Annotated in this window: 15 protein-coding genes and 2 pseudogenes; 3 read left to right on the top strand and 14 right to left on the bottom strand. The window is 36.0% G+C overall.

Annotation, left to right across the window (positions count from 1 at the left end; translation table 11 throughout):
• Positions 1–45 precede the first annotated feature (45 nt).
• From AC1FXZ_RS14815 to AC1FXZ_RS14775, 9 genes are all read right to left on the bottom strand, one after another.
• Positions 46–1,239: an acyl-CoA dehydrogenase family protein gene (locus tag AC1FXZ_RS14815; RefSeq protein ID WP_480054965.1), complete on the bottom strand. Its 1,194-nt coding sequence runs from the start codon at positions 1,237–1,239 to the stop codon at positions 46–48.
• Between the two features lie 64 nt (positions 1,240–1,303).
• Entirely contained in the window at positions 1,304–1,657 is a 354-nt protein-coding gene (locus AC1FXZ_RS14810; RefSeq protein WP_480054963.1) for an AtuA-related protein, read from the bottom strand.
• The gene (locus AC1FXZ_RS14805; RefSeq protein ID WP_480054961.1) at positions 1,658–3,004 is read right to left on the bottom strand and encodes an acyclic terpene utilization AtuA family protein; all 1,347 of its coding nucleotides are present in this window, start codon (positions 3,002–3,004) and stop codon (positions 1,658–1,660) included. It abuts the gene before it with no gap.
• A gap of 468 nt (positions 3,005–3,472) precedes the next feature.
• Positions 3,473–3,631, bottom strand: coding sequence for a hypothetical protein (locus AC1FXZ_RS14800; protein WP_480054959.1), 159 nt, complete (start codon positions 3,629–3,631; stop codon positions 3,473–3,475).
• 45 nt (positions 3,632–3,676) lie between these two features.
• Positions 3,677–3,946, bottom strand: coding sequence for an ATP-binding protein (locus AC1FXZ_RS14795; RefSeq protein WP_480054957.1), 270 nt, complete (start codon positions 3,944–3,946; stop codon positions 3,677–3,679).
• 120 nt (positions 3,947–4,066) lie between these two features.
• Complete coding sequence (locus AC1FXZ_RS14790; protein ID WP_480054955.1) at positions 4,067–4,423, bottom strand: nucleotide excision repair endonuclease; 357 nt, start codon at positions 4,421–4,423, stop codon at positions 4,067–4,069.
• A 444-nt stretch (positions 4,424–4,867) separates the two neighbouring features.
• Entirely contained in the window at positions 4,868–5,068 is a 201-nt protein-coding gene (locus tag AC1FXZ_RS14785; RefSeq protein ID WP_480054953.1) for a cold-shock protein, read from the bottom strand.
• 278 nt (positions 5,069–5,346) lie between these two features.
• Positions 5,347–6,201, bottom strand: a complete 855-nt coding sequence (locus AC1FXZ_RS14780; RefSeq protein ID WP_480054951.1) for a malate synthase — start codon at positions 6,199–6,201, stop codon at positions 5,347–5,349.
• Between the two features lie 567 nt (positions 6,202–6,768).
• Positions 6,769–7,425, bottom strand: coding sequence for a hypothetical protein (locus AC1FXZ_RS14775; RefSeq protein WP_480054949.1), 657 nt, complete (start codon positions 7,423–7,425; stop codon positions 6,769–6,771).
• Between the two features lie 270 nt (positions 7,426–7,695).
• Between AC1FXZ_RS14775 and AC1FXZ_RS14770 the strand changes: the two genes are divergently transcribed.
• Positions 7,696–8,607 (top strand): LysR family transcriptional regulator, encoded by a 912-nt coding sequence (locus AC1FXZ_RS14770; RefSeq protein WP_480054947.1) that lies wholly within the window; start codon positions 7,696–7,698, stop codon positions 8,605–8,607.
• A gap of 467 nt (positions 8,608–9,074) precedes the next feature.
• Here AC1FXZ_RS14770 and AC1FXZ_RS14765 read toward each other — a convergent pair whose 3' ends face one another.
• Complete coding sequence (locus tag AC1FXZ_RS14765; RefSeq protein WP_480054945.1) at positions 9,075–10,634, bottom strand: SEL1-like repeat protein; 1,560 nt, start codon at positions 10,632–10,634, stop codon at positions 9,075–9,077.
• Positions 10,635–11,290: 656 nt separating this feature from the next.
• Between AC1FXZ_RS14765 and AC1FXZ_RS14760 the strand changes: the two are divergent.
• Positions 11,291–11,549 (top strand): annotated as a pseudogene (locus AC1FXZ_RS14760) (recombinase family protein); the annotation flags it as partial.
• Positions 11,550–11,767: 218 nt separating this feature from the next.
• Here AC1FXZ_RS14760 and AC1FXZ_RS14755 read toward each other — a convergent pair.
• From AC1FXZ_RS14755 to AC1FXZ_RS14740, 4 genes are all read right to left on the bottom strand, one after another.
• Positions 11,768–12,721 (bottom strand): DUF4238 domain-containing protein, encoded by a 954-nt coding sequence (locus AC1FXZ_RS14755; RefSeq protein WP_480054943.1) that lies wholly within the window; start codon positions 12,719–12,721, stop codon positions 11,768–11,770.
• A gap of 725 nt (positions 12,722–13,446) precedes the next feature.
• A complete protein-coding gene (locus tag AC1FXZ_RS14750) occupies positions 13,447–16,434 on the bottom strand; it encodes a type I restriction endonuclease subunit R (RefSeq protein ID WP_480054941.1) in 2,988 nt (995 codons plus the stop codon).
• 10 nt (positions 16,435–16,444) lie between these two features.
• The gene (locus AC1FXZ_RS14745) at positions 16,445–17,728 is read right to left on the bottom strand and encodes a restriction endonuclease subunit S (RefSeq protein WP_480054939.1); all 1,284 of its coding nucleotides are present in this window, start codon (positions 17,726–17,728) and stop codon (positions 16,445–16,447) included.
• Entirely contained in the window at positions 17,725–19,734 is a 2,010-nt protein-coding gene (locus AC1FXZ_RS14740; protein ID WP_480054937.1) for a type I restriction-modification system subunit M, read from the bottom strand. The genes AC1FXZ_RS14745 and AC1FXZ_RS14740 overlap by 4 nt, the downstream gene beginning before the upstream one ends.
• Positions 19,735–19,983: 249 nt before the next feature.
• Here AC1FXZ_RS14740 and AC1FXZ_RS14735 point away from each other — a divergent pair.
• Positions 19,984–20,453, top strand: a pseudogene (locus tag AC1FXZ_RS14735) (recombinase family protein).
• Positions 20,454–20,517 lie beyond the last annotated feature (64 nt).

Genomic DNA, 20,517 nt, shown 5'->3' with positions numbered 1-20,517 from the left:
TTTTTTACCTCCCTATTTGGTAAGAATTTATAATAGGAACATTTACTACAACTTTACTTTTCCACTAAGCAAATCTCTAGCTACAACCATGCGATGAACTTCCGAAGGTCCTTCTCCAATTCGTTTAATTCTCATTTCCCTATACCATCTCTCAAATGGAAATTCTTTACTCACTCCCATACCACCAAAAATTTGAATAACCCTATCAATCACTCTTCCTGCTGTCTCTGTCGCATATAATTTGGCTGCAGAAACTTCAAAACGAGCATCTTTTCCTTGATCCGCTTTCCAAGCCGCATCATAAACCAACATACGAGCTGCTCTTAATTCAATTTCCGAGTCTGCAATCATCCATTGAATCGCCTGTTTATCAGCTAATTTGCTCTTAAACGTTTCTCGAATATTTGCATATTCAACAGCTTTACGGAGAGCAGCAGCCGCTATACCAATACATCCAGCAGAGTAAGGAATGCGATTATTAATCAACCATTTTTGAGCAAATTTAAAACCATGACCTACTTCTCCAAGAACATTTTCCTCTGGTACTTCTACATCCTCTAAAAACACTTCATTTGGTGACCAAGAGCGAATAACTGGAGTCATTCGGTAACTAAAACCAGGCGTATCTCTATCAACTATAAATGCTGTAATTCCATTCCTTCCTTCGCTAGTCCGTGCGAACACTATTCCATAATCAGATCTTTCTACCATTGAAATAAATACTTTTTGGCCATTCAAGATCCAACGATCACCCTTTTTGACCGCTCTAGTCCGAATGGAACGTGCGGGATCTGCTCCTCCACTTGGTTCAGTGATAGCTATGAAAGCATGTCGCTTGCCTTCTACTGTTGGAATCACATATCTTTCAATTTGGTCCTTAGTTCCTTCATATAGAATATATGGTGGTTCATTTCCAAATGCCCCCAGTGCCGGTTGATACGCTCCCCAACGATGTCCCGAAGCCTCTTCTGTAACCACAGCTCTAGCAAATAAACTTAGATTCGCACCACCGTATTCTTCAGGAACACCTAAACACCATAAACCTGCTTTTTTGGCTTTAGATTGTAATTCTAACAATTTTTCCTTTGGTAATTCGTATTCATCGTAGTCCATTTCTTCTTCTATAGGAATAACTTCATTTTGTATAAAGGATCTAACTGTACTTTTTAACATTTTTAGTTCATCAGACATCACGAATCCATCTCTATGGATTGTTGTAGTTACTGTGTTATCACCCATGTAGACACCTCTTTTATGTTTTTTAAATTAAATTCAAAATATTCTGACTTAATTAACCGGACGTTTAATTTAGATCTTTTACTTTGTTATTGTTCATGATCTCTTTTGAAATTTCTACTTCCATCCGTAATAAAGCGGATCCCATAGTTTTCCCTAAGTTATCTCTTCTTAGTGAAGATGACCCACCACCTCCAAGTGCTTCTTTAAGGTGAAACTTTAAGGCCAATACATTAGGTACTTCATATCTGATCACTTCCCCTTGTACTAGTTCTCCATAATAGTCTTTAATACGATTAGTAGTTAATCGCTTCTTCAACTCTTCATATATTTGTTCATTAGGCGCAAATACATTGATGTCCGAGTCATTGCCTTTATCTCCACACCGAACTTGAACTATATCTTTTAATAAAACTTTCATTTATACCACCTCTACTCTAATATTGTTATCAACTATTTCTTTATCAACTAAGATAGGACAAATTCCCAAGAGCGCTCTTGGCCTCTTCATACCACTCATCCCTCCTGAGAATGGGGGCCCATTTAATCCTAATGGTGGAACTAACCTTCCCAATCTAGTGGCATCTTCCTTAGTTTTTGTATGAATTGCAATTCTTAAATCTACTTCATTCAAGTCTTGATTAGTATCTACCAAAGGGCCATGGAGAGAATTGTGTCCTATATAAGAAATATGAATATCATCATATTCAACGTTATCACGCTTCATGTGTGCAACTAGTATTTCAGATGCCCTCTTTGCTTTTTCCAGCGCATCTGGCCAACTATAACCAATAGTTGCTTCTCCTATATACCCATTTGCATAACCAATGAGAGCTTTATAAGAATCCGGTGCAGGTTTCCCAGTTGTCCCATATACACGAACTACATCCTTTCCAATTTCTTCGAATTGAGTGTCTGCGATATTAACAATTACATCTGGAAGAATATAATTGTATGGATCATGTACTTCGTATAGCAACTGTTCTTTGAGTGTATCCTTGCTCACTAAACCACCAGAATTCGGTGTTTTTGTCATAATAGCTTCCCCTGATTCATCCACTTCCGCAATTGGATACCCAATGTTTATTAAATCAATAGATTGCCAATCTCCACTAAAATTACCACCAACTGATTGAGCAGAACACTCCATAAGATGGCCTAACGTCATCGCACGTGCTAACCGATCCCAATCATCCCAACCCCAACCAAACTCATATATTAAGGGTGCAGCAAACTGAGCTGCATCAGTTGTTCTACCAGAGATCACAATATCAGCACCTTTTGTAAGCGCCTCAACCAAAGGTCTAGCACCTATGTAAGCGTTAGCAAAAGATACTTGATGATCTTTCAAATTAAATTTTTGGCCATTTTGCATATTAGACAATAGATCTCGTTCTTCTAGAATACTTAGTTTACTCATTAAATCATCACCTGTAACCACAGCCACTTTCAAATCTAATCCTAGTTCTTTTACTATCTGATCGACTACTTTTTTTGCTCCAACAGGGTTTACACCACCTGAATTGGTCATTATCTTGACCCCTTTTTCTGCACACAATGGAAGTAATTGACGCATAAACGGTTCTAAATCTTTTGCGTAGCCCCATTCTGGATTCTTTTGCCTATCCTTTTGTAAAATGGCCATGGTGAGCTCCGCTAACGCATCAAAACACAAATAGTCTAAATTTCCTTCCTTTACCCCTTGAACTGCAGGTCCGATTGTATCCCCATAAAATCCTGTAGCTGCTCCTAAACGAATTTTTGTCATTCAATCTTACCTCCCATTCGTTAATAAATACTTGAAATAACTAAATCCCCTCGAAACATTATAATGTTTATAATGAATTAACTACCTTACCTAAATATTATAATGTTTATAACCTTTAGTCAACAGTATATTTAAAATTTTCTGAATTTTTTATTTTGTTTATTTACCACATGTTTTTAAACCTATGAAAAACAGGGTAAGAGTACTATACAACGGGGTTTCAAGAATTTTTTTCATAACTTCAGAATCCTTCTCCCAATTAAATAGACGTCCTCATTGGACGTCCAATTGTTAATTATTCCTAAATTCACTATTACTAATCTTCTCTTAAGAATAGACCTTATCTTCTTTTCCGACATTACATTGCACCATCTTCCTGCCAAGATCTTTTCCAATAACCTTGTGTTTACATGCCCACTGGAGATATCTTCATCTTTCAACACTTGCTTTAAAAATGGAATCTTTGTACTAATTCATAAGCGTTGTCACCATTCTACTAATAGCGTGTGGCCTATCATGACTATGAACAATCAACTTTGCAATCATCGAATCATAAAAAATCGTGACGGTATACCCTTGGTAGTAATGTGTATCCACCCTTATCCCAGACCTTGTGGCATTTCCCATTTCGTTATAAGTCCTTGCCGGAAGCCTTCCTCCAACGATTCTGCATTAATTCGGCTCAATTGAGTGACCTAAGAAATTAATTTCAGATTGAGCAAGCTGTAGCTTTTCACCGTTAGCGACATTGATTTGCTGCTCAATTAAGTCTACGCCCGTTGTCGTTTCTGTCACCGGATGCTCCACTTGAATTCTTGTATTTATTTCAAGGAAATAAAATGCTTCCTCATCCTGATCGACAATAAATTCAACGGTACCCGCATTTTCATACAAATTATTTCCCACCAATTTGACAGCTGCATTTCGAATGTCCTCACGCAATTCTCCTAAAGTGCCGGGGGGCAGGAACCTTTTCCCGGCTGTCCTCTTGCTACCCGTAGGAAAAAAAGCAACAGGTACAGCCTAACCAAGCTGCACCTGTCGCTTTTTCATTTCAGTATTTCACTTAAAGAACACTTTATCTACATTGTACTTCGCCCTAAGTTCATTAATAATAAACGTCTCATAGATTTCTCTATGTACAGGGCCTTCGATCACACAAACATCGATTTTAGTAACTTCATCTCTATGCATTTTGATTGGTGATACAGTATCCTCAAAATGTTTTTTGATTCTTTGTCTTAACTTCCTTGCTTTACCGACGAACAATAACTCCTTCTTGTCATTATAAAACATAAAAATACCACCCTTATCTCTGGGGATCAGATGAAAATCAGTAAATCCATAGATATTACTTAGCTCTGGATTATCCTGTTTGGTAATCGTAACATTCGGTGTTGGAATCGTTATATTTATCACGAAAGTTCACTTCCTCTTTAAATATTAGCTATTTTCATTATTTATCTATGCCCATTCAGTAAAATATCAACCTTTACCAAAACTTTAATCAACCATAATACGATAATACCTACATTACATTTTAGGTTTGAAATGCCATCTTCAATCGCCTTAATTAAGATACCGTTCATTTTATCGATTATCAGAGAGGGCTATTCCAATCAATTGTGATAAACATTAGGTATTCTAGGCATTGTGTGTTATGCTTCATCTAACCATTTTTCCACCTGTATCATGTTTGCCCGAGGCTGACTATGTAAAATGCCAAATCCGTCAATTCGAGAGTATAGACTTTACCATAAGGTTTATATATCGGTTGTTAAACGGGTAGGCATTCATTAGTCAGCCTTTTTTGTATGGTTTGTTTGCATAAAAAAAGGACTCTAATCTAGAGTCCCTTCTCAATTATGCTTTGTTTACATTAACAGCTTGAGGTCCACGTTGACCTTGCTCAGTGTCAAATGTAACTTTTTGACCTTCGTCTAAAGATTTAAATCCTTCGCCTTGGATAGCTGAGAAATGTACGAATACATCATCTCCACCTTCAATTTCGATGAAACCGAATCCTTTTTCTGCGTTAAACCATTTTACTGTACCTTCTTGCATGTTTGTTTCCTCCTGTGGTGGATTACGTCCACCATTTTATTACTATAGTTGTTCAGTTATCAAAGGCGAAAAGTTTAACACTTATTCGTTCCTGCAGATCGAACAAAAATAATTCTTCCTTAGAATAACAGATAGGATTCAGAAAGGCAAACTGTGCTTAAAGTCGGGACGCACCAGGATGGTTTTAGACTGGTGAAAAAACAGGTAGTAAAAAAGGGAAAAATGCCCTTTTTACACTCCCCTTGAATCTCCCTGCTTGCTCCCAATGGTGCTTACGTCTAAATACGCATTAATGTACCATTAGGCTCTGGTAACTCTTGATCTGTTATCTGATTCATTTTACAAAAATGTTCAAAAAATTGTTGTGCCAGCTCTCGTTCCTCTGGATCACTCTTCAACGAAACTATATCATATAAAATCTGAGCCATCCATAAATTATCAAAATAACGGTATTTACCTGTATTCCATGTCATCTTCTGGGGGGATCTCTCATTTGCATAATATCTCCAGAAAAGCACCTGATCAGATTCCTGTTCTGTAAGCTGCAGTCTGTATTTTGAATGAGCAGGTATATCTCCATCTTCACAAAGCTTTCCAATAAAATCTTCATTCACCATATAGACACCTAAGATACGTCTTTCTTTTTCAGGCATACCAGAATCTATTGTTGTTAACAGGACAGCGCTATTTTGGTGCAAGCGGATGGGTTTGTTTGGCTTCCCCTTGTTATTACCACTTTTTATTACACCTGAAAAAACCTTCCACTCTGAAAGAGAACGATTCTGTTCTTCGTTGTCACACCAAAAAACCATTTGTGATTCGGGATGAAGTTTATGATTTTTCATAAGTTTTTCATGCTCCAGGCGAAGTGCGTGCTTTTTTTGTTGTAGTTTCTTTTCCTCTTCCTTCTTCCATTCTTCCTCCTTTCGTTCCATTTCCTTTCTTTGTATAATTTTTTCAAGTGAATCAGCAACACTTTTATCATGTAGTATTAGGTGCTTTTCAAATACATCTGGGTAGACAAACTTTTTAATTTCCGATGCGAAATGTATTTCGATACTAGAATCATTATGTTTAACTATACTACCAATGCCAAAACGCTTGTGTGTAACTTTCTTATTGATTAGATCCATTATTCTAGTCCTCCTTGTAGAACAAAAACTTGGTTACTATTGAATAGTAAATTCACCTAACTTACCTTTAAAGCTCACACAACTGTTTAATTTAAAAAAGGATATTAAAAAACGCATTCATAATTCTATCTGCAAAAAAACAGGCGAATTCTGAATACGACCAAAAAAAACAATTGAAAAATTATTATACCATTTTTTCCAAAATACCACAATTTATTATTGACAAGATATTTAATTTTGAGATAAAATAAAAAATTATTCTCTTTATTTTTTGAAGTAGTTATGAAATACAGGCTCCAAAAAGTCGCGAAACTTCTAGAAAGCCCCTATAAAAAATCCACATGATTACTTACTTAAAAAAGGGGCCTGGCCCCCAGTGCACGTAAGCACAGCTTAACGTGTGCCATACCTTCGAAATTTGAAAACCCCCTTACTAAATGTCATTACCCAGCGAAATCGGATTTTCACAAGAAAATAAAAGATAGGCACTAAAATAAGCGTACTCTTTAACTATCGATTAACCGATTTTTTCTATGCTCAAAGAAAAAAGCCCTACCGAAGCAGGACTTAGTTAGTAAACGAAGGATGCTCCCAATACTCATCGGCCACATCCGGTAAATTACCATGTAAGAAGTTTTCGAAATTAATCTTTTCTAGCGTCTCATCATACAGATTGATACGCATTATTTCGCCTTGATTTTCATTACCGTACTGATCGACCAACGGGAACTGCCACCGAAACGCTAATTCTCTAACGTCAAAAGCTTCGTTTAATTCCTCTGTTATATCTAGTGTATCGATATAAATTCCGGTCCTTATCATATTAGAAGAAAAATTATCACTAGCATTTAGAGTCATCAAAATGACTTTCTTATCCGGATCATTGGCGTAATCATTAACAGCGATAGATTCAATTGATTGTAGGCCCATATTCGTTTCTTCACCAAGATTATCGAGAACTATTTGTTGTGCTAATTCTTCGTCAGTTAGTTCGACCTCTTCTATTTCTTCGGTCTCTTCCGGTTCGTCAATTGCTTCTTCTTCGGGCTCAGTATCGTCTTCAACTTCTTCTACTAACTCATCTTCAGTTTCCTCTATTGCGTTCTCTTCTTCCGTTGATGGGTCAATAATCGCGATAATGATTACCAAGAAAATAAACCCATATATAAACGTAGCACACCCCATCTTCCAAGGTTTTCTACTTCTATAACCTGGAATCTTCATAAAATTCACTCTCATTTACCATATTTTTACCAATTAATATACTCTCATAAGTACGAAAGCTTGTAAAGTTTGGATCCGTTTACTTTCCCTTTAATTTCTTGATAATTTAAAGAATCTTGGATCACCTTCTTCCGTAATCTGAAGGGTAACAGATATGGGGCTGGTTGAGTGAAACTATCCGGTTCAGGACTTCCATTAACCTTAATTACAGTTATTAAAAAATGATAAATCCAACATTGTGATTATATTTTCTAAGGAAGGAGAGGTTTGATGGAGTTTAAACAATTACATTACTTTGTGACCCTAGCAGATCATTTGAATTTTACTAATGCGGCTGATAGTTTGTATATATCACAATCGACCCTTAGTCAACATATAGCAAAGTTGGAAAGTGATATTGGTGCGCAACTTTTCCTTCGAAACAAACGAAGTGTCAAGCTAACCTCTATTGGTGAAGAATTTCTATTGGAAGCAAAATTATTAATTGATAGCTATGACACGATTAGAAATAAGTATAGACATAAAATAAATACAAATGTTCAAGTACTAAGAGTTGGATATCTGCCCTCATATGCAAGTTTGTTTATTTCTAACTTAGTAATGAATTACATTAGTAATCACCCTCAAATTCAAATTGAGATGAACGAATTCATGCCTGAGCCTTTAGAAAATAAATTTAAAAATGATGAATTAGACATTATATTTTCGATTACAAATAAATCAAATGAATGGGAAAAAAATTATTACTACCAGAAAATCGCAAGTGATCAGTGCTCTATAGTTGTTTCATCACAACACCCTTTAGCATGTAAAGAAATGATTTCTTTGCATGATATAAAAGAAGAACCTTTCATTATGTTAAATAAAGATGCTTCAAACTTAGGTTACCAAGAAGTAATAAAAAACTGTTATAAGTATGGTTTCTCACCCAAAATCACTTCGCAACCTTTAAATTATAGTGCTATCTTAAATCTAATCGAAGCAAACTATGGTGTATCTATAATCCCTAATGTATATAAGCATTTATCTAACCAAAAAAATGTAAAATTTGTTAAGATCAAGAACAATCCTTTTAAGTACGATTTCTTTGTAACTTGGAAAAAAAACAATAACCCAATTATCGCATCTTTTATTAAAGAAATAACTAATATTAATATTAAGTTATCCTCTATGTTAGGATAGTTTTCGTACGATATTTTAGTAGTTAAGTAAATACACGGAAGTCGAGACAAAGAAAAGTAGAATACGCTATTTGTAGAAAAAAAGAAGCCGAGCTTAATCCAAAACGGTGTGGGATTAGCAAAGGCTTGCGAGGAACTTCAAAGAAAAGGTACCTGCCCCCATTGGTTTAAAGGGGGACAGGTATCTTTTTCTTCTTTATTATTCGTTATGGTTTCCTTATCTGTAAAAGCCCCCAAAATGGATACTTCTGGGTATGTAAATCTTAGCAATAATACTTTTCCCTTGTTTTAAGGAAATAAATTGATTTAGGTAGTATTCTTGTATAACAAAGCCCATTACATTACCCATATAGAAATGTGATATGTGTGCAGTTCTTTATCATGGGGATGTTCATTAGTTTTATAAAATCCTCCCATTTTTATCGCAATTCTCCTTAAGACCTTGAACCCAATGACTCATATATTTGTTCATTTTTGAACTGTTATTTTTTGCGCAACTTGTTTGTACCAAAACATTGCTTGGACATGGTTAATATTAACCCCTATCCCTTTTTCGTACATTATCCCTAACTTGTACTGCGCTTCTACATGCTCTTTTCTTCCTGCCCTTTCATACCACTTGATTGCTTCTTTGTAGCTTTGGTTCCCTCCTAGTCCTTCCTCATAGATTTCCCCTAATCTAAATTGTGCTTCTACATGTTCTTGCCTTCCTGCCCTTTCATACCACTCAATTGACTTTGAGTAATTTTGACTCACCCCTAGTCCTTCCTCATAGATTTTCCCTAATCTAAATTGTGCTTCCGCATGCTCTTGCCTTCCTGCCTTTTCATACCATTCAATTGACTGTGTGTAATTTTGACCCACCCCTAGTCCTTCCTCATAGATTTTCCCTAATCTAAATTGTGCTTCTGCATGCCCTTGCCTTCCTGCCTTTTCATACCATATAATTGATTCTATGAAATTCTGGCTTACACCTAATCCTTCTTCATAGATCGTTCCTAACATAAATTGTGCATGTGAATACCCTTGTTCTGATGCCTTCTTGTACCAATTTATAGCAACAATATAGTCTATGGTCACTCCTAAACCTAGTTTATATATATTCCCTAATTCATATTGAGCAATTGCATGTCCCTTTTCAGCTGCGTTACTATAATAATAAAGTGCCTGTTTATGGTCAGGTTCAAGATTTCCAGTCCCTCTTTGATAGATGGAGGCAATTTTAATATAACTTACTAAAAGTTGTTGTTCTGAAGCTTTTTTATACCACTTCAAAGCTTCTTTAATATTAACCTCCTCCACACCTAATCCATTTTCATACATTAACCCAGCATTATATTGGGCGAATAGATGCCCCTTACTACCAGCTTTTTTATATAATTCAAGAGCCTTCACTAGGTTAGTATCTCCTGCAAGTCCATGATGATATATATAACCGGTTTCAAATTGAGCATCTATGTGATCTTTTTGGGCAGATTTTTCATAGAAAACTAATGCTTTCTTATAATCCACATCACTTTTAAACCCTTCTTCATAAAAATTTCCGAGATTATACAATGTGAATTTATTATTAGATTCACTAAGATAATTTTCCAATATAACCTGATATTTAATATCTTGTTCTTCAAAAAGATATTGGCTATAATCATTTTCACCATATTTAATTACTAACCAAACAATAAATTCATAAAAGGATTCAAACAATTCAATTGTCTTATTAAGATTTTTATAGTTCTCATGAACAGCTTTGTTACCAAGTATTCTTATCTCACTTAATGTCTTGAAGAATTTATTTGGTATTAATTCTTGCATAAACAACACGTCATTAATTTCTTTTAAATTTTTATTGTCTTTTATACCTACTCCCTCATAATTTAGAATATATCTTAGTATTAACTCTTCAGCTTGTCTCAGTTTAATTAAAGATATATTTGAACTTATATAAATGTTCTTTTCAATGTCATTTACAATCTCATATATTTCTTCCCACTCGTTTTGCAATATTTTATAAGGTACATTTAAAAACACTTTTATCCCACCAGTAACTTGATTTTAGTAATGGAATAACTTTTCCTAGTCCATATTTAAGAAATGATATAGAATTGTAGGCCTATGGATATGTTTCTCCAGAAATTCATAATATCTCTAATGACTTTTTTTGTCTGCAACAAATCTAATACATCCCTCAAACTAAAAAGAAACTTTGAAGCGCATTAAAAATAACTGACCTCTCCCAAGTCCAGATGGAGTTACTAGTTTCATCTAGATGAAAAGAGTGCATATCTCCCATTTTAGCACGGGTTTTAAAGGGGTAGAACATTCTATTTGCCTTTAGTGAAATTATAATGGTTAAGTTTGTGGTCAAAATGTTTATCCTCTATTTTTTTGTATGCAAAATTAAAACATGAAAACATATCCTCTTTAGCAACAAATTCAAGGAATTAGCTAGAGAAGGAGAAACGATTGTAGTTGATAGCATTACGCGACTTTCGAAAAGGTTCCTGCCCCACTGGCATAGCACGTATTACAAAAAGATACATAGAAACCATTTATTTACATATACGGTTTCTGTGTATCTTTACGAAACAAAAAACTCCTATTGTAGAAGTTGTTGCCCTTGTTTTGTTCCCTTAAACAAACAAGTCTTCTACAAAGGAGTTTTACCATCAATAATAAGAGTATAGGGCGCGAAATGCGAACGAGAGGAACTAGCCAGTGCTTTAGACTACTTGAGAGATGGAGACAAGCTCGTCGTATACAAGGTAGATCGGTTAGCCAGAAGTACATTCGATTTACATAAGATTGCAAAAGAACTGCAAGATCGAGGGATTGGATTAGTTCTTCCTGAAAGAGTAGATAGACTTTACCATACGTGGAGCAATAGAGGAATTTGAACGTGATCTAATTGCTGAGAGAACAACTGAGGGACGAGAAAGAGAAAGAGAAAGAGAAGAGAAAGAGAAAATGGGGGCGTATCGGCAAAGCTGAGAACGAAGTTAAGAAGATATTGTAAGCCGAACAAAACTCCAACTTTTAAAAGTCGATTCCCTATTTTGGTAGGGGATCGACTTTTTATACTCATGATTAAAAAACTTTCAATACATCAAGAATCAAACTGAACAAAACTAAATTCTTATCTGTTGCAGATTCAAATAACGTTATCAGTTCAGCACACAAATAGAATCACCATTGTGAGTGTAGTTATTAGGCATCGTTGTAAAAAACTTTCTGATCTTTATGCTACTTGATTGCTTATTAAAGATTACCTTTCGAGTAGAAAACCTATATTGATACTCATTATATACCCTTACATCATTTCTATTAAGTGAGATCCTAGTATTATCAGGATGAGGATACGGAGAGTTTCCGTCTCTTAACAGTAAGATGTGTTGATTTGATAAAGGACATCCAAATTCTAAAGAGACGTTACCTTTAGTGATATGTTTGAAATTTATTATTGGATTATCCGATATAAGAAATTCATCAGTAACATACATTCGCCTAACTCGCGGATCTTTTGCTTCTTCTGGCGAATCAATACACCCGATATACCATTGAAAACTTGTCAAGAAAAATTCACTTAATCTCTCTAATGCTCCCGAACTTAGATAAAGAAGTAATAATTCATTATCACTATATGTTTCGTTTGCTTTCGAAAAGAAAGGATCGACCTGACTTAAGAATGCAAAAAAATTCTTAGACACAGATCGATAGTATGGGGTTCTTATAGATTGAAGAGCTAGAAAAAGTGCCAATTGACCCTTATCCACAGATGTAACTATCTCATTTATTTCAGTAAAGTTAGGCTTTTCTTTTAAACGCGTTGTAATATTTTCAAATGATACGCCAATATCTGACTCTAATGCGTTTGCGAAATAATCCTCTAGAAATTGCTTATCTAGGAATTTTTCATCAATCTCCATACCTTCTTTTTTAAACAATTCAAGAAAATCCTCACTAAGATTATAGAAATATCTTTGATGAGCAACATTACTATAATGCATATTTTTCATAGGTTTCCTTAAGACCTTGTCGAAATATTGAATCTTTTCATGTGAATCGGCAAATAACTTCAAATAAAGCTGTGGAACATAATGTTGCCGCTTAGTAGCCACAATTTTCACCTCCAACTCTAATAATTTCGACAAAAGGAGCCTTTTCCCTTTAAGTTATTACGAAAAATTTATACTTACTCATTCATCACACAGAAAAGAAAAATAAACTAGAACATTTGTTTCTAGGCTATTTCTTAGAATTAACAAAAATAATTTCAATAGGATTGCAGTTCGGACCACTCAGCTCTTTTTTCCAGAAAAAGGTTCCTGCCCCCCAATACGTTAAAGTTTTACCGTACTGGGGGGCAGGAGCCTATTTTTTTGTCAGCCCTCCCAGGGTAAGCACACAATCCCCCTCCATATCTTCTCTTCATTTACTTGATATACCCTTCAGCAGTAAGGAATTTGATTTGTTTAGCAATCTTATCCAAGTATACCTAGCTCCTATAAAGTTCGTGTTCCTAGAAGCAGAGGTTTACCGCTGACTTCCTTCAGATTCTGGGTCACCCCAGACACCCTTGTCTTGAGCTAACTGTTACTACTGCATTCACAGCTCGGGACTTGAACAACCCTAGAGAATGTGTACATGCCTGGCACACTAAGAGCAAGAGCCTTTCTATACGAAGAGGCTCTTTACTCAAAGTTATAACCATAATTGACTGGATAAATCATGAATAGCATGTTGAGTGCTGATTGTAGATAGAAGATGTAGCCTTGTTCATCTATATTGTGTACCTAACTCTCGCGTACTACATTGGATCTTTTTACCTCTTCAAGCTACCCCTCTATCCATTAACTTCAGCATAAACTTCATTCATCATATCTTCCATTATTGCCTCTTTAAATTCCTCATTTTCCAAAACCTTCATAAAGAATTTTTCGTTACTGCTCATACGATCGATAACAAAATCCATGAACGATTTTTCGAAAGCGAATTTGAAGTTATCTTTTGTATTGTTTTTCGCTTTTTGCTGAATGTCTTCGCTATTCATCATATCTTCTTTCACTTGATCACGTGATAGGAAGTCAGTTTCAGTAAACTCAGTACCAAAACGGTCATTCAACTTATCTAAAATCGATGATAAATGAACCTTTTCATCCTCTACTGCACCACCAGCACCATGTGAAGTCGGCTTTAGGTCGACACCACCTGTTTTCTCTAGTTCGATGCTGCCTTCAAATACCTTCTGATTACGATAATATTGAAGTGCTACATCATCGGCAACATAGATGTCTTTGTCCTTTCGGTCACGTGGGAGCTTACGTAGTAAATAATTTAAATAAATATAAAGCTTGTGTAAGTCTACATCTATGAAAGAAGCAATTTGTAAAATGAATGAGTATGTACGTGTAAATTTCGTGGCTGATCCTTTAAACGCTTCTTTTTCCTCATCACTTAATTTTTTGAAACGGTCGACACCTTTATCGATCCATGCATTCAGCTCAGTTTGTGCTTTTGTTGACTTTTTAAAGCCACCTTTGATTTCTAACTCATTGACTGCTTTTATCTCTTCTTCTGTAAAAATTTGAAACGGTTCTAACTCCCCTTGAAGGTCATATAGAATGTTAGGGTCTGTAACTTCTTCAAGACCTGTAGCTTCATAATAAGGTTGGAAAGAAGCCTTAATATCCTCTGGGTCATTCACAAAGTCCAATACGAAGGTATCATCTTTGCCTGGACATGTACGATTTAATCGAGATAAGGTTTGAACGGCCTTAATTCCACTTAGTGGCTTGTCGACATACATTGTATGCAGCAACGGCTCATCAAACCCTGTTTGATATTTCTCTGCAACGAGTAACACTTTGTATTCATCCGAATTGAACTTATCGGGCAATTCCTTTTCACTAAATCCATTCATATCAGGCTCTGAATATGGAATTTCACCGTCTTTGACGATACCAGAGAAAGCAACAACTGTTTTCAGGTCACCGTAGCCCATTTTATGGATGTATTGATCAAACGCAATTTTATAACGTACAGCGTGCAAGCGACTTGCCGTCACGACCATTGCTTTCGCACGACCACCTATCTTATGCCGGGTAAAGTTTCGATAGTGTTCAATAATGATTTCTGTCTTTTGAGCTATATTATGTGGATGGAGCGATACGTATTGAGCAAGTTTCTTTGTTGCTTGCTTTTTCGAAACCAAGGGATCTCCCTCAACTCGCTTCGCTATTTTGTAAAAAGTCTTATAAGTGGTGTAGTGACTTAACACATCAAGAATAAACCCTTCTTCAATCGCTTGACGCATTGTGTATTCATGAAAAGCATGAGGCTTCCCATCTGTACCTAACATACCAAATTTTTCAACGGTCTTAGGCTTTGGTGTTGCAGTGAAAGCAAAATATGAAAGATTATCTTGCTTACCACTTTTTATAATCGTCTCAACAATTTGTTCGTCTAAGCTATCCATATTTTCTTCCAAAATACGATCTTCCTCGAACGCATCTTCCAACGTTTTATCTGATAGGATATTTGTCAATGCTGTCGATGCCTTACCACCTTGTGAGGAATGCGCTTCATCGATAATAATTGCATACTTTTTGCGTTCAATACTAGCTACCTTTTCCACGATAAACGGGAACTTTTGAAGCGTGGTGATGATAATCCTTGTTTCACCACTGATCGCCTGTGCCAACTGGTTCGAATCCTTCGTAATTCGCTCCACCATGCCTGCCTTATGCTCAAGTTGGTACACTGCATCTTGCAACTGCTTATCTAGTACCCGACGATCCGTAATCACAATCACACTGCTAAACACTGCATCATTTTCAGCATCATGCAGCTTGGCCAGACGGTGTGCCAACCACGAGATCGAGTTCGTCTTCCCACTTCCTGCGCTATGCTGAATAAGATAGTTATGACCGACCGACTTAGCTTGTACATCACTCTCAAGCTTACGGACTACGTCTAACTGGTGGAACCGAGGGAAAATTAGCATTTGTCGCTGCCCAATTGTTTCACCACTCGAATCTAATATATCGTCCTTTTTGATAAAGACAAAGCGAAATAAAATATCAAGCAAGCTATCAGGGACAAGAATCTCCTCCCATAAATAATTAGTTCGATAGTTATTGTAAACAGTCGGATTCCCCTTTCCTCCATTATTCCCTTTATTAAATGGTAAGAAGTATGTCTTATCCTTCTTCAACTCCGTTGTCATGAATACTTCATCTGGATCAACTGCAAAATAGACAGCGACTCTCTCGTTAAATTTGAAAAGCTGCTCTTTGGGATTTCGATCACGTTCTAGCTGCTTCATCGCATGTTCTACCGTCTGCCCTGTAAACTTATTCTTCAGTTCCATCACCACAAGTGGAAGACCATTTATAAATAGGGCCATATCTAAGCTATTGTTGTTCTCATCACTGTAATAGACTTGACGACTCACCGTGAACTTGTTCTTCCGATAAAGTTCGTTCATTAGCTGATTCATCGTTGTTGGAGGCTTGTTATAAATCAGCCTCAAGGTCACTCCCCGATCTTTGATCCCGTGACGTAAACAATGAATTAACCCTTGCTTTTTCAACTGATCACAAATACGATTCAATACCTTGGGTTTATATTCTGAACCATAGGACTTCTCCAATGCTCGAAGCGACTTTGCTTGTGTATCTTCTAAAAAAGCAAATAGCACCTCAACATCCAGTGCGTATTGCTTAAATAGACGACTTGCATCGCCCTCAAGCTTGCGTTGCTTATAGCCACTCACGATTAGTGATGCTTCAATATTCGCCTCAAACCCTTTTTCCGTTGCATCAATTGCCATATTTCTCACCTCATTTCGATTCTAATTTAAAATCACGAACATCGATCTTACCAGTTACCACCTCGTAAATAAGAGATTGGCGATAGCTTTTAAGTTTTTCAATTTGACTTACTAAGTCTTTTTTACAACTATCTAAAATTTCAACTTCTCTATCTAAATATTCAATAATTGCAATTTGTTCCTCAATACTTGGTAATGGATATGCAAAGTTAACAAACGTCTCTTGATATAAATGCTTTATTGTAGATCCTGTTTCCATGTATTTAATATATTTATCAAATACAACTGAATTAAGAAGCCAAAACATATATTTTGTTAAATAGTGATTATTTAACGGACGTGTGACGAATACACCGCTATTCAAAATAGCTCTATCTGGCATATTTTTAACAATCGCTATTTTTCCGATTGTCCCATCTTTTGTAATTAATAAATCATCTTCTTTTAGTTGAATTGATGGTGCCTCATTATACCTTTCTTCACTTATATGATAGGAATTTGTCCAATTAACCATACCGTCTTTGAAATCAGTTCCTGTAACTAGATACGGCCCATCATCTATAAATTCATCTGATTTTAAACCTTGCCATCCGATTCTCCCTTTGACATAAGTTGTATACTTAATCTTAATAGTATCCCAATGTTCAGGTATTTCACCAATCCACTCAATACCAGTATCTTTCATTTTCACATTTGGATTTAACCCTTTTGTTACAGCTTCTGTAATCATTGATTGGCGTTTTTCTTCTATCAACTTAATCAATTTCTCTTTTGAATTAATAAGATTGTCAATTTCAAATAATTTTCTATCTAGAAAATTTATTATGGATATTTGTTCCTCATAAGAAGGTATAACAACTAAGAATTCAGCAAGCATAGGCCTTCTTAATGAATCGACTGTTGACTTAGCATTTCCACTTAAAACCTCAAACGCTAAATTCGATTTTAAATAATAGAATAAAAATTTACCTATTACCTTTTTAAACTTTGTAAAAACATATACACGTTGATGAGCAGAAAACTTTCCTTGGTAATGGTGAAATACCTTCCCAACTCCTACTCCGTCTCCAGCAGTCATAATCGCTTCTTCGTCATGTGTATACTCATCTAGTTTTTCTATAATTGGCGATCTAACAAAAAATGGATATTTACCTTGATCTGTTTTATCCTGAGTATCTTTACTACCTGTGTTTATATCACACAAGAACTTCAATTTTTGTAGTCCCCAATTTGCAGGATATTTGTTAAGCCACTCAATTTCTACTTGAACATACCTTGAGTATTTATTTCTCATTCCATCACCTTCTTCAACTTCTCAAAAATTACAGCTTCAAGCTCTTTAATTTCAGCCATAATTTCTTTTGAACTACGAATGGCTGTATAATTATAGAATTGACGTGTAAATGGAATTCCATAGCCTACTTTTGTTTTTGATTCATCAATCCAGGCATCAGGAACATGAGATTTCACTTCCCTTTCAAAGTAATCATAAATATCTTCTTTTAACGGTACGTTTTCAGTATCACGTAAGTCTGCATCTGGCTCAGCATCAGTCTTATTTTTCCTACAAATATCCGCTGTTTCATCCTTTTCAGACAGACCAGCTATAATTGATTTTAGAACTGGTGCGCCGATTGTAAGTGCCGCTTGCTTAAACGAACGCTTTAATAATTTTATGAACTCCTCACGATTCTTAAAGAGTTGCTCACTTTCTAGACTGCTTAACACCTCAATAATCTTTGCCTGCAAAACCTTCCCAGTCTTAATCTCCACAAGTCCGTTATCGCCTTTTTTCTTTGAAGTCGCAAGGTTCTGGAACGCCTTTTGCTCGATAACTCGCTGAATGCGTTCAACTGAAATCAGGAAGTTAAGTCGTAATGGACGTTCAACTGTTATTTTGTGATAACCAAAGTCTTCATTATCAAAAATCTTAACATGGTCACTCTCTTTAAAATTCCCGTACAAACGCACAATTTCGTCAATTTGTGCTTGACTGATTTCATTACGCTTACTGCCCATGCTCTTCTTCATCTTCTTATAAAAGTCAACTGCATTAATAAGTTGTACTTTACCTTTACGAAATGCAGCTTTATTATTCGTAAGAATCCAAACGTATGTCGAAATACCTGTGTTGTAAAATAAGTCGTTTGGCATAGCAACAATACCTTCTACTAAGTCATTTTCAAGCATGTAACGACGAATCTCGCTCTCCCCCGAGCCTGCATCCCCTGTGAATAATGGTGATCCATTCATAATAATTGCTAACCGAGAGCCTTTTGGGTTTTCCTCTGTGACTGGCTTCATCTTCGAAATTAAGTGTAGTAAAAATAATAACTGTCCATCACTCGTACGAGGTGTGCCTGGTCCGAAGCGTCCATTATAGCCTTGTTCTTCATGTTCCGATTTAATCGGCTTCTCATACGACTTCCAATCGACCCCATAAGGAGGATTGGAGATTAAATAGTCGAACTTATCTCCTTTGAACCGGTCGTTTGATAATGTATTTCCCAAGCGAATGTTTTTCGCGTCCTCCCCTTTAATTAAGATGTCTGCTTTACAAATCGCATACGATTCATCATTAATTTCTTGGGCAAAAAATTCCAAGTCCGCCGTTTGATTAAATTCTTTTAAATACTCCTGAGCAACAGAACCCATACCACCAGTACCGGCTGCACAGTCGTATAATGTTTGAGTTAAGCCAGGCTTCGTTAATACATCATCATCACTCAGGAATAACAGACTAACCATCAGACGTACAACTTCACGCGGTGTGTAGTGATCACCAGCCTCTGCATGCTCTGAAAAACGACGAATTAACTCTTCAAATATATATCCCATTTCAACATTTGACACTATTTCTGGATGTAAATCTAGCTCACTAAAGCGTTTAATTGTTAGATATAAAAGGTTGTTGTTTTCCATCTTTTCAAGTTGGCGATCAAAATCAAAGTGATCCATAATATCACGAGCCACTTTTGAAAAACCGTTAATATAATCCCTTAAGTTATCGGCAATGTTATCAGCATCACTTAATAACTTTGGAAAATCATATTTACTTGTATTATGGAAGTTTTGTTTAGCGATACGATTTAAAATTGGCTCACGCGCCTCTTCATTCATTGCTTTAAATTTCTCAAAGTTCAAAAGCACTTCCTCTTTCGTACTCTCTAATACGCAATCAAATCGACGTAATACCGCTAAAGGTAAAATCACCTTCCCGTAGTCCTCTGGTTTATACGGTCCACGCAAAACCTCTGCAATTGACCAAATGAAACTTACTTTATCTTGAAAATTAATCATAGTATATCTCCTCAGTTTTTAGATCTTATTTAACTCTAAGCATATCGAACTATATCATTTTTTTAAAGTAGCTTTCAAAATATGTAAATAAAAATAAAACGTATGTCTCAAAGTTATAAGTTTTGGACGTAAGAACAACAGGCTCGATTCCTATACGAAAGAATCCCTTTGCACTGTCTAGAAGTTAATCTAATATCACATGAACAGAAGTTACATAAATTTCAGACAACAAGAGAAAGGACTAACACAATGGCTATTATCGGATATTCAAGAGTGTTAACTCAAGACCAGGAATGGGAGTTACAAATAGACAAGCTCAAAGAATACGGTTGCGAAAAAATCTTCATGGAAAAACAAAGTGGAGCTAAAAGCGATTGAGAGGAACTAGCCAAAGCTTTAGACTACCAAAGAGATGGAGACATACTCGTCGTGTACAAGCTGGACCGTATAGTCAGAAGTACTTTTGATTTACATAAAATTGAAAAATACTTCAAAAACGAGCAATAGGATTAGTTTTCTTAAAAGAACAAATAGACTTCCCAACTACAGCCGGAAAGCACATGTCTACAATACTAGGAGCTATAGCAGAGTTCGAACGGGATCCAATTGCTGCCAAGAGGACAGCCGAGGGGCGTGAGGCAAAAGGAAACAAGGAAAACACAGGGGGCGTGTTGGTACGGCCGAGAAGGACAAAAGAAGTCCTTGAAATTATTATGTAGAAAGAGAATTCATTGGCTTGAGCGTTAACGATATTGTTAAAACGAAGGTAGTTCCAGATCCGAC

It is taken from the genome of Halalkalibacter sp. HAAS-P014 (assembly GCF_056619965.1).
The sequence above is the reverse complement of the archived record's forward strand: the minus strand, read 5'-3'. Positions and strand labels throughout refer to the sequence as shown.